We start from the raw sequence: 11,513 nt of genomic DNA on the forward strand, positions 1-11,513 counted from the left end.
TGAATGTACTGTGCGGAGTATACATATTCTTTATATATTTTATTTGAGAATAATCTGTTACATACGTAATGATAATGTGTGGTTTCGTTCTTTGAAATAATAGTTCGCCCTCTTCAAAACTATTTGCTATAAACATACATTTTGGATGGATATTTTCTACCGTTTGTTGATGCTTACATCCATTTTCTATATAAAGGACATTTAACTGCAGATCTTGTAACACATTTTGGAAAACCGTATTCTCTAATAAAAAATGTAGTATGTTCATCACTAGTCTTCACTCACTTCATATATCTTGTTCTACTGAATTCCTCACAAACTTTTTTAAAAGACTGGTCTCCAATAAACTTTAATTTGTGAGAGATACATATTAACAAGCTAATTGAGAATGTTATCTTCGCTTTTCACTCTATAAATTCCTTTTTTAGTGTATGATTGTAGGAATTGTATCGTTTGTATGAATGCCCTAGCTAATTTTTAAAACTTGACAATTAAAATAAAGATATTATATTCTTAAATTCGATAACTTACAAAATGTAAGTAGTGTATATTATTTTTTTGAAAATAATTCGATATACAATTTGGAGGATATACAATGACAAACGACAACTTTTTTGACGTTCTATATGAACGCACATCTACACGTGCATTCAACCCAAATAAAGAAATCTCATCTACAGAATTACATGAGATTTTAAAAGCCGCAGCACAAGCACCTTCCGCTTGGAACTTACAACACTGGAAATTCCTTGTTTTTCAAGGCGAAGATGTACAAAAACGATTACACCCAATAGCTTATAACCAACAACAAATTCTTGATGCTTCTGCAGTAGTCGCTATTTTAGGCGATTTAGAAGCTTATAAAAATGTTGAGCCAGTATATGGTCCAATTGTAGAACAAGGATTTATGAAAGAAGAAGCAAAAGAACGCTTAGCTAAAAATATTGAATCTGCATATGCTCGTGAACAATTCCCAAGAGATGCTGCCTTTTCAAATGCATCTTTAGCAGCAATGCAACTTATGCTTGCAGCTAAAGCAACTGGTTGGGATACTTGTGCTATTGGTGGCTTCAATCCACAAGCACTGACAGACGAATTTAACGTTTCATCTCGTTACGTTCCAATTATGCTTATTACAATTGGTGAATCAACTTTAAAAGGCCACCCTGCACCTCGCATGAGCGTAGAGCAAGTGAGTGAGTGGGCAAAATAATAAAAAACGAAGGTAACTACGTTGCCTTCGTTTTTTATTTTCTGTCATACTTTTGTAATATTACTACAAATCATTCGACATTTATACTTATGGAAAAGTATATTCTATTCCCTCCTCATAAATAAACGTGACGTTTCGTGTCGAATTTTGTTAAGGTGTTGAAATATACCCGTGTATTTTTGTTACAATTATGATACAATGATAACAAATAGATAACAAGAGAGGGATTTTCATTGAGTTCATACGGAAGCTTTATCGCACTTTTATGTTACATAGTAACTGTACTGCTTCTATATTTTATTGGTGATGCCGCAAACATCTCCATTTTACAATTTCCAAAAGAAGAAGCATTCCAATTAGAATCAGAAAAACATACTGCACGATCCATTGTGCCACTACTCCTAGCTCTTCCTGTATATATCATCGTTTTATATAAAAGTAAAAAAGTGTAAAGGCTACCCATTTCATTTATTTCGGTGGTTTTTACATTTTTTTGTTATATTCCCCCTATTTTAAACATCATTCCATACTAAACACCCAGCTAGTCATTTAAAATGAGAAAATCCCCTAGAAAAAATTCCACTCTCTGTCCAGTCACTAACTACCGAACTTACATAGATTATAAGTGTGAAGGGGGTGATGAGGATTATGTTTGGATCATTTGGATGCTGTGATAACTTTAGAGACTGTCATCATCGTGAAAGAGAGTGTGACCATCGCGAACATCGCGAGAAAGAGAGAGAAGTAGTTAGACCACAACAACCAGCTGTATGTAACGTACTTGCTAGCATTTCAGTTGGAACAGAGCTTTCTCTTTTAAGCATTAGAGGTAATGGCACTTTCAATAATGTAATTTTTGAAGGTTTCGCTAACGGTGTTGCTCTTTTCTCTGCTTTAGCTCGTAATAACAAAGATAACAAAGATAACAATAAAGACGATAAGAACAATCAAAATCGAAATACTTTTACTGGTATTTTACGTGTATGCCCAACTGATATCGTTGCAATCGCTATCTAATTCTGTCTCTTATCCTCGATAGTAAGCAAATAAGATTTACTTTTCTCATAGAAAAAACCTGAGACCGATTTCAAATCGGCTCAGGTTTTTTTATTGATTATATGCTTTTAACTAGTTCAACAACTTCTTCAGCAGTTGACATCATTAATGCTTTTTCTGCTAATGTTTCCATTTCTGCTTTCGACAACTTGCTTAGCTGTGTTCTTGCAGGAAGAATAGATGTTGCACTCATACTGAACTCATCTAAACCTAATCCTAATAATAATGGGATAGCAAGTGAATCGCCCGCCATCTCACCACACATACCAGCCCATTTGCCTTCTTTATGAGCAGCATCGATAACCATTTTTACAAGACGTAAAATAGATGGGTTATATGGTTGGTATAAGTAAGATACTTGTTCGTTCATACGGTCTGCAGCCATTGTGTATTGGATTAAATCATTTGTTCCGATAGAGAAGAAGTCAACTTCTTTCGCGAATTGATCTGCTAATACTGCTGAAGCTGGGATTTCAACCATCATACCAACTTCAATAGAATCAGAAACAGTTGTACCCGCTTCTACAAGTTTCGCTTTCTCTTCTAATAAAATTGCTTTCGCTTGACGGAACTCATCAAGAGTTGCAATCATTGGGAACATAATTTTTAAGTTACCGTATACGCTAGCACGAAGTAATGCACGAAGTTGTGTACGGAACACATCTTGCTCATCAAGACATAAGCGAATTGCACGGTATCCTAAGAATGGGTTCATTTCTTTTGGTAAATGTAAGTATGGAAGCTCTTTATCTCCACCGATATCAAGTGTACGAACAACGACTGGTTGACCTTCTTTTACACCTTCAAGAACTGCTTTATACGCTTCGAACTGCTCTTCTTCTGTTGGAAGATTGTCACGGCCCATGTATAAAAATTCTGTACGGTATAAGCCAACGCCTTCTCCGCCATTATCGATAATACCTTGTACATCATTTGGTGTTCCGATATTTGCAACAAGCTCAACGTGATGTCCGTCACTTGTTACAGTAGCTTGGTCTTTTAATTTAGCCCATTCAGCTTTTTGCTCTTCAAATTTCGCTTTCTTTTCTTCAAACGAACGAAGAGTTTCTTCTGATGGGTTTACGATTACTTCTCCATCTAAACCGTCAATGATAACGATATCGCCGTTTTGGATTTTCTCCATAACAACTTTCGTACCAACAACAGCTGGAATTTCCATAGAACGAGCCATAATTGCAGAGTGAGATGTACGTCCACCGATATCAGTAGTGAAACCTTTTGCATACTTACGGTTTAACTGAGCTGTATCAGATGGTGTTAAATCTTCAGCAATGATGATTACTTCTTCAGAAATTGTACCAGGATTTGAGAAGTTAATTCCTAGTAAATGTGCAAGAACGCGTTTTGTTACGTCACGAATGTCCGCAGCACGTTCTTTCATATATTCGTTATCCATGTTTTCAAACATAGAAATAAACATTGATGCAACTTCATCCATTGCAAATTCAGCATTTACTTTTTCGCTATTTACTTTATCTTTTACTGGGTTTACTAGTTCTGGATCATTTAACACTAATAAATGTGCTTCAAAGATCGCAGCTTTGTCAGCACCTAGTTCAGCAAATGCGTGGTCCTTAATAGCTTCTAATTCAGTTTTTGCTTTCTCAAGCGCAGCGTCTAAGCGTGCAATTTCTGCAGCTTCGTTTGTAATTGATTTCTTTTCAATGTTAAATTCAGGATTTTCAAGTCTGAAAGCCTTTGCAATAGCAATCCCACTTGATGCAGCGATCCCTTGAATGTTAAGAGTCATTATTCTCCTAATCCTTCGTTTTTCATAGTTTCTTCGATAGCTGCTAGTGCTTGAGCTGCATCATCACCATTTGCAGTGATTTTAATTTCTGCGTTTTGTTGAATGCCTAAAGACATAACGCCCATGATTGATTTTAAGTTAACGTTCTTTCCGTTATACTCTAAGTTAATGTCAGAACCGAATTTGCTTGCAGTGTTTACAAGTAGAGTTGCTGGACGAGCATGAATTCCTGAGTCGCTAGTTACTTTAAAGATTTTTTCCATGATAATTTATCTCCTTTAAATTACAGTATTTTTTAGTTGTATAGACGTGAGTACTACACCATCTATTGTATATAATAGGCGATGTTCGGTCAACCACATCGCCTATTATAATTATAAACATTTTGCGTCAAATTCCTACTGAATGTCAATAATAGCGGTTTCGCCCTTCTTAACATTTCCATCTTTTTTCAATTCGACTTGTTGCCCTTGTTGTAAGTTTGTAAAGACAATTGGTGTAATGATAGATGGTGCATTTTCTTTTACAAATGCAAGATCTACTTTTAATAATGGTTGGCCTTGTTTCACCTTGTCGCCTTGTGCTACAAGCGCTTCAAAACCTTCACCATTTAATTTTACAGTATCAATACCGAAGTGGATTAAAATTTCTTTTCCGCCTTCAGATTGAATGCCAATCGCATGTTTTGTAGGGAATACATTGACAATCTCACCGTTCACTGGAGAAACTACTGTTCCTTCAGTTGGTTCAATTGCAAATCCGTCTCCCATCATTTTTCCTGAGAATACTTGGTCAGGTACTTCTGTAATTGGTAAGATTTTTCCTTCGATTGGTGATACAATTGTTTCATTTTCATCAACTTTTTGAGGAGTTTCTTCCACTTTTACAGGTTCTTCTTTTTCAACATGAGGTGTACGACCTGACATAATATCATGAATTTGTGATTTTAATGTGTCAGATTTCGGCCCGAAAATAGCTTGAATGTTATTTCCAACTTCAAGTACGCCAGCTGCTCCAAGTTCTTTTAAGCGGTCTTTGTTTACATTCTTTTGTTCGTTAACTTGAACACGTAAACGAGTAATACAAGCATCTAAAGAAGCAATGTTTTCTTTACCACCAAGTGCTACTAATACTTCACGAGGAAGTTCGCCTGCTTCTGCTTTTCCTGCGCCGTCATTTGCATTTGCCACTTCACGACCAGGTGTTTTTAGATTCCATTTGCGAATTGCAAAGCGGAATCCGAAGTAGTAAATAACTGCTAGTACAAGACCAACAATAATTACCCACCACCATGCTGTACGGCCTGGTAATACACCGAATAATAGGAAGTCAATTAAACCACCAGAGAATGTCATACCAATTTTAACACCTAAAATTTGCATTGTCATAAATGATAGACCAGCAAATACAGCGTGAATTCCGAATAATACTGGCGCTACGAATAAGAATGAAAATTCAAGTGGCTCTGTAATACCTGTTAAGAAAGATGTTAATGCTGCAGAACCTAAAATACCTGCTGCTAATTTTTTATTTTCTGGACGTGCTTCATGGTACATTGCTAAAGCTGCTGCTGGAAGACCAAACATCATGAACGGATACTTACCAGTTGTAAATGTACCTGCTGTTAATTCTACACCGTCTTTTAACTGTGCCATAAAGATTTTTTGGTCACCACGGATTAATTCGCCAGCTGCATTTGTATACTGACCGAATTCGAACCAGAACGGTGAATAGAAAATGTGATGTAATCCAAATGGAATTAATGAACGTTCAATTAAACCGAATATAAATGCTGCGATTGTTCTATTTGCATCAATCATTTGATGTGAGAACGTGTTTAAGCCACCTTGAATGTATGGCCAAATGAAGCACATGATAATACCTACTATTAAAGAAAATGTTGCAGTTGCGATCGGTACGAAGCGCTTACCTGCAAAGAAACCTAAGTATGATGGTAATTCAATGTTGAAGTATTTATTATAGCAATATGCCGCTACTATACCGACGATAATACCACCAAATACTCCTGTTTGTAGCGTTGGAATACCTAATACGTTTGCATACGCTGGATCTGCAAATCCAATTTTTACTGGGTCTGCTCCAGAACTTGTTACTTTCACTAGCTTATCTACTTCTAAGAACACACTCATCGTTTTGTTCATAATTAAGTAGCCGACGAATGCTGCTAAACCAGCTACTCCGTCTCCACCAGCTAAACCAATTGCTACCCCAACTGCGAATAATAATGCAAGGTTAGCGAAAATAATATCACCAGATTGTTCCATAATTTTTGCAACCATTACGAACCAATCTGCTTTTAAAGCAGGAATAACATTTGTTAACTGTGGATTTTGAAATGCATTACCAAATCCAAGTAAAATACCTGCCGCCGGTAAAATCGCTACTGGAAGCATTAACGCTTTTCCGACTTTTTGAAGAACACCAAAGATATTCTTAAACATGGAAACCCTTCCTCTCTTATCTATATTGATACCTTCCGACAAACGCCAAAAAGACATGAGGAAAAAAAGATAGAACGATAGCTATACAAAGGGTAGTATATCCCTTTCTCTAGCTTACATTCCTTACTTTTCTCCACTCATGCCTGATCGAATCAGTAACACGTGTCAAAAATAGGTTTACGTATAAGTTCACTATAATTAAGGCAAACGTTTTCGTTACTCACCTTAATGTGTTTGTCGAAATTTGTATAACTTTGCAATAGTTATTATACATAACTATTGTAAGCGATTCAATCATTTTTTTTAACGTTTTCATTTTAGACAAAAATATATGACTTTTTACACATGCTCTGCCTTTACTAAGCGTTGCAAGTGCATCGTTAAATAAATACTTTCAGCTTCATATACAGGTAGTTGCAACTCTTTTTGCATGACCTTAACTAGCTTCCAAGCCAAGTTATAGCAAACTGGATACTCCGCCTTTAATAAATCAGCAAAACTTTGCGATTCTTCTACTTTTTCTCCTTTTTTCACCCTCTCAATGGCATATTGAAGATGACGAATAAGGCGTAAATAATGAATGCTCTCTTGGTCTAATGTAATTTGTAAGTTTGTCTCAATTAAAGATACAAGTTGTGCAATGAGACGGGAGTTTTGATTAACTGAAGATAAATCAGAATTTGTAAGCGAACTGTAAATGTGAAGTGCAATAAAACCAATTTCTCCTTCTGGCAATGTAATTTGCAAACGAGAATTTAAAAGTTGTACAACACCTTCCGCAATTTCATATTCCTCTGGATAGAGCATTTTTGTTTCAACTAAAAAAGGGTTATCAATTGTAAGTCCTTGTTTTAACCTTTTAATCGCAAATGAAATATGATCCGTTAACGCAATATGAATATGTTCATTTAGTGGAGATTTCGCTTTTTCTTGAATGTACAGCATAATATCGTTCATCAATTCAATTAATTTTTCACTAATATGCGGCACTAATAATTTGTATTGTTCACGATCACGTTCATTTTTTAAGACAAACATTTTTTCGATTTGTTCTTGCTCCAATACATCTTTCGCTTTTTTCCCAAATCCAATTCCTTTACCAATCACTACTACTTCCTCGTGTTCCGGATGGCTAGCAATGATGACATTATTATTTAAAACTTTTTTAATTTCTAGATAATTACTCATATAACACCACCCTCGTACTTAAATAGCCTACTTTTATGTTACAGAATATTCTTCTTTGTCGTCAATGTAAAACATCTGCCATTTAATAAAAATTCATTTTTTAGACATGTTTATATATGATGCGTATAATGTAAGAGCAACTGTACATAGAAAGGAGATAACAGCATGATTAAAATGTTTGTAAGTGATATCGATGGTACAATGATGCAACACGGAGGTCTTATTGATGAACAAGATGTTGCGGCACTACGCAGCCTTGCCGAACAAAATGTTATTCTTTGCTTCGCTTCCGGAAGACTTGATAATGAAATTGCAGACTTAATGAAAGCTGTAAATACAAATTTTCATCGCATTAGTGTAAATGGTGTTTTTGTATATACACATGAAAATAAACAACTATTATCTGCAACTTTTGATTCCAGCATACTTCCCGATTTGTTAGCTATGACGAATGAAGATCCTTATTTCCGTTATGTAAGTGATGAGCATAATTATTACATTGAAGAGAAAACACCTTTTATTCAAGAACTTGAACAACAAGTAACTATGACTTCTGTTGAAGAACCAAACTTACTACAGAAGATTGATGATACAATTTTCCCAAATAAAATTTCTGTCGGTGGAACAAAGGAGAGCTTACAACTCCTTCAGAAAAAAATTGATGAAAAATTCCACGGGAAAGTTAGTACTTTCATCTCAGCAGAACAATGTTTAGATGTAATGCCACCGAATGTTAGTAAAGGCTCTGCCATTTCTGTTTTATTAAATGAGTTTCAAATAAAACCTGAGGAAATTGCTTGTATAGGGGATTCTTACAATGATATTCCTATGTTTTCTTTAACTCCTCACAGTTTTGCTATGTCACAAGCAGATAATGCAGTAAAAAATCACGCTCACTATGTAGTAAATCACGTCAAAGATGCTGTTAACCACGTAATTGCTCATAATAAAAATACGACTCATTCCTTATAAGGATGAGTCGTATTTTTATTTCTTTACATGTTAACCATTTTCAATTCCACTGTACTTCACAAACTGAAATATACTATTTGTTACGTGCGATATTCGTAATAAATTTATAACGATCTCCACGATAAATACATTTCACGTACTCTAGCGGTACCTCACCTTCTGAATATGACCATTGACGCATTACAAGTACAGGCGCCTTTTTAGGAATATGCAGATGTTCAGCTTCATTTTCCGTCGCAACGGAAGCTTCAATTGACTGAGTAGCGCTAACAAGTTTAAAGCCCAGTTTTTTCTCTAAATGTTCATATAAAGATTGTTGCAATATCTCTTCGTTAATATCTTTTACAAGAGCTGGCGACAAATATGTCGTCTCAAAAGCAATCGGTTCATCATCAGCTAAGCGAATACGCCTCACTTCATAAACCGATTCCCCCTCCTGTATTCTCAACCGGTCTGCTATTTTCGCAGTAGCTGGAACTAGGCGGAAACTAAGTAATTGACTACTTGGGTTCATCCCACGAGAAATCATGTCTTCTGTGAATCCCGTCATTCCTTGCAATTTTTGTTCCACTTTCGGAAGTTGGACAAATGTTCCAATTCCACGCTTCCGATATAAATAGCCCTGTTCCACTAAATTATTAATCGCCTGTCTGATTGTCATTCGACTCACTTCGAACTTATCACAAAGTTCATTCTCAGATGGGATTTTATCTCCCGGCTTCCATTCGCCGTCCTCAATTAGCTGTTTCACCCACTCTTGAATCTGATAATAGATCGGAAATGGTGAATACTTGTCGATGTTCATCAGCAATCGCCTCACTGCATAAAGATAGAGCTTCTTGATCAGCGATTACGGTTACATTCGGATGACGTTGTAAAACTGTAGCCGGACACTCTTCACTATATTCACCTTGCAATAATTCTTTAACAGCTTCTGCCTTTTTAGAACCCATAGCAACAAGTAGAACTTGTTTCGCTTTCATAATGCTTCCAATTCCCATTGTAATCGCATGAGTTGGCACATCTTCTTCTTTTTCGAAGAAGCGAAGGTTTGCTTGGCGTGTAGATTCTGTTAATTCAACAATGTTTGTTGGAGAATTAAACGGTGTTCCTGGCTCATTAAATCCGATGTGACCGTTTTCACCGATTCCAAGAATCTGTAGGTCAACTGGGTTAGCAGCTAGAATGCTCTCGTAACGTTTGCACTCTTCCTCTAAATCACTTGCCATCCCGTTTGGTACATAAGTTTGTTTAAATGGAAGATGATCAAACAACTGTTCTTGCATGAAATAGTGATAGCTGTTTTTATCTTCATGTGGTAAATTTACGTACTCATCTAAGTTTACAGTGGTTACACGGCTTGTATCAAGTTTATTTTTTCGCATTTCTGCATAAATACCTAATGGAGAGCTTCCTGTAGCCATTCCTAACGTTGGATTTTCTTTTGTTTTTACAACTTCTTCAATTAATTTATAACCTGCTTCTGCTAGTTCTTCTGGAGTTTTTACAACAAGAATATTCATTTAATTACTTCCCTTCCTTCATATGAATTCCTAAACGAACCGTATCATATACATGTAAATCTTCATTCATCACAACAAAGTCTGCATCTTTTCCTACCGCTAATGCACCTTTATTATTTAATCCAAACTCTTCTGCTTGGTTAACTGATGTCATCAGTACTGCATCTTCGATTGAACAACCTGTAAATTCAATTACATTTCGGAAAGCTTGATCCATTTTTAAAATACTACCAGCTAACGTTCCATCTTCTAATCGAGCACTACCATCTTTTACATGTACTGGCTGTCCGCCAAGCTCATATAATCCATCTTCAAGACCCTTTGCACGCATTGCGTCAGTGATAACACTTACTTTTTTTGGTCCTTTTAACTTATATGCTAATTTCACCATATCAGGGTGAATATGAATGCCATCTGTAATTACTTCAACCATTACATCTGGATTTAATAACACATGACCAACAACTCCTGGTTCACGGTGATGTAATCCACGCATTTGATTGTATAAATGTGTCGCATGTGTAATCTTTCTATTTTTTAGTTGCTCATCAATTGCATCTGTATGCCCCATTGTGCCAACTACACCAGTTTCAGCAAGATATTGTTCAAACTCTAATGCTCCCTCTTCTTCTGGTGCATATGTTACTAATTTAATTAAATTCCCACTTGCTTCTTGCCATTGTTTAAATTGCTCAATATTTGCAGGAACGATATGTTCAAGTGGTTGTGCACCTGCACGTTTCTTTGAAACATAAGGTCCTTCTAAGTGAATATATTCGAAATGCGCTCCTTTTTCTTTTGCTTCTTTTGCAGCAGTTAACGCTGCTTCAATTGCCTCTGGAGCTTGTGTCATTGTTGTTGGGAAGTAAGTTGTAACCCCTTCTTTTAACATTTCTTTACCTAGAGTTACTAACCCATCGCTATTTGCATCCATCGCATCAATATCGTATCCACCATGAATATGAACATCGATCATACCTGGAATTACAATCTTCCCTGTAGCATCAAAAACAGTTTCATTTTCTTGTGGTACATATTGAGCCATCAAACCAATTTCTTTAATGGTTTCTGCGTAACGAATAAATCCGTTTTCCACTATTTCTTGACCTGTGTAAATTTTGGCATTGATGACAATTTGCGTTTTCATTTTCATCGATCCTTTCCCATGAATTACCTACTTTTTATTATTACCTTATTCGCCTAGTTCCATCTTAATATACGCACGAGTAGTTGTCTATACATTCTAATGAAATTTCCTTTTTATTCAACAGAAAAGGAAATTTCTTACGTCTCTTATAATTATAATATCTGTCTCCTATACACATCTG

The 11,513-nt window shown here is 35.9% G+C and carries 11 protein-coding genes and 1 pseudogene; 4 read left to right on the forward strand and 8 right to left on the reverse strand.

Annotated features, from left to right (window positions below):
• Window positions 1–268 (reverse strand): annotated as a pseudogene (locus ABWK52_RS20335) (GGDEF domain-containing protein); the annotation flags it as partial.
• 327 nt (window positions 269–595) lie between these two features.
• Here ABWK52_RS20335 and ABWK52_RS20340 point away from each other — a divergent pair.
• The 3 genes from ABWK52_RS20340 to ABWK52_RS20350 all read left to right on the forward strand — a co-directional run bounded on the left by ABWK52_RS20340 (window position 596) and on the right by ABWK52_RS20350 (window position 2,230).
• Complete coding sequence (locus tag ABWK52_RS20340; RefSeq protein ID WP_000180372.1) at window positions 596–1,213, forward strand: nitroreductase family protein; 618 nt, start codon at window positions 596–598, stop codon at window positions 1,211–1,213.
• A gap of 233 nt (window positions 1,214–1,446) precedes the next feature.
• A complete protein-coding gene (locus tag ABWK52_RS20345) occupies window positions 1,447–1,665 on the forward strand; it encodes a hypothetical protein (RefSeq protein WP_000100485.1) in 219 nt (72 codons plus the stop codon).
• Between the two features lie 196 nt (window positions 1,666–1,861).
• Window positions 1,862–2,230, forward strand: a complete 369-nt coding sequence (locus ABWK52_RS20350; protein WP_000468039.1) for a DUF3915 domain-containing protein — start codon at window positions 1,862–1,864, stop codon at window positions 2,228–2,230.
• Window positions 2,231–2,327: 97 nt separating this feature from the next.
• On the opposite strand, the gene ptsP is transcribed toward ABWK52_RS20350, so the two are convergent.
• From ptsP to glcT, 4 genes are all read right to left on the reverse strand, one after another.
• Entirely contained in the window at window positions 2,328–4,040 is a 1,713-nt protein-coding gene (ptsP, locus tag ABWK52_RS20355; RefSeq protein ID WP_000174207.1) for a phosphoenolpyruvate--protein phosphotransferase, read from the reverse strand.
• Window positions 4,040–4,303 carry a phosphocarrier protein HPr gene (gene ptsH / locus ABWK52_RS20360; protein ID WP_000411080.1) on the reverse strand — a complete coding sequence of 88 codons (264 nt, stop codon included), beginning with the start codon at window positions 4,301–4,303 and terminating at the stop codon, window positions 4,040–4,042. Before ptsH ends, ptsP begins: the two co-directional genes overlap by 1 nt.
• A 135-nt stretch (window positions 4,304–4,438) precedes the next feature.
• On the reverse strand, window positions 4,439–6,502 hold the full coding sequence (ptsG, locus tag ABWK52_RS20365) for a PTS glucose transporter subunit IIABC (RefSeq protein WP_000475797.1): 2,064 nt from the start codon (window positions 6,500–6,502) through the stop codon (window positions 4,439–4,441).
• A gap of 339 nt (window positions 6,503–6,841) precedes the next feature.
• Entirely contained in the window at window positions 6,842–7,690 is an 849-nt protein-coding gene (glcT, locus tag ABWK52_RS20370; protein WP_000073854.1) for a glucose PTS transporter transcription antiterminator GlcT, read from the reverse strand.
• 165 nt (window positions 7,691–7,855) lie between these two features.
• On the opposite strand from glcT, the gene ABWK52_RS20375 reads away from it, so the two are divergent.
• Window positions 7,856–8,662 (forward strand): Cof-type HAD-IIB family hydrolase, encoded by an 807-nt coding sequence (locus tag ABWK52_RS20375; protein ID WP_000594245.1) that lies wholly within the window; start codon window positions 7,856–7,858, stop codon window positions 8,660–8,662.
• A gap of 73 nt (window positions 8,663–8,735) precedes the next feature.
• Here the strand turns inward: ABWK52_RS20375 and phnF are convergent, their stop codons facing one another.
• The 3 genes from phnF to nagA are packed head-to-tail and all read right to left on the reverse strand — an operon-like array spanning window position 8,736 to window position 11,332.
• Window positions 8,736–9,467: a phosphonate metabolism transcriptional regulator PhnF gene (phnF, locus tag ABWK52_RS20380; RefSeq protein WP_021727649.1), complete on the reverse strand. Its 732-nt coding sequence runs from the start codon at window positions 9,465–9,467 to the stop codon at window positions 8,736–8,738.
• Complete coding sequence (gene nagB / locus ABWK52_RS20385; RefSeq protein WP_001024210.1) at window positions 9,397–10,185, reverse strand: glucosamine-6-phosphate deaminase; 789 nt, start codon at window positions 10,183–10,185, stop codon at window positions 9,397–9,399. Before nagB ends, phnF begins: the two co-directional genes overlap by 71 nt.
• A 4-nt stretch (window positions 10,186–10,189) precedes the next feature.
• A complete protein-coding gene (gene nagA, locus ABWK52_RS20390) occupies window positions 10,190–11,332 on the reverse strand; it encodes an N-acetylglucosamine-6-phosphate deacetylase (RefSeq protein WP_002103552.1) in 1,143 nt (380 codons plus the stop codon).
• Window positions 11,333–11,513 lie beyond the last annotated feature (181 nt).

The organism is Bacillus sp. AP50 (assembly GCF_040492675.1).
Lineage (GTDB): Bacteria > Bacillota > Bacilli > Bacillales > Bacillaceae_G > Bacillus_A > Bacillus_A cereus.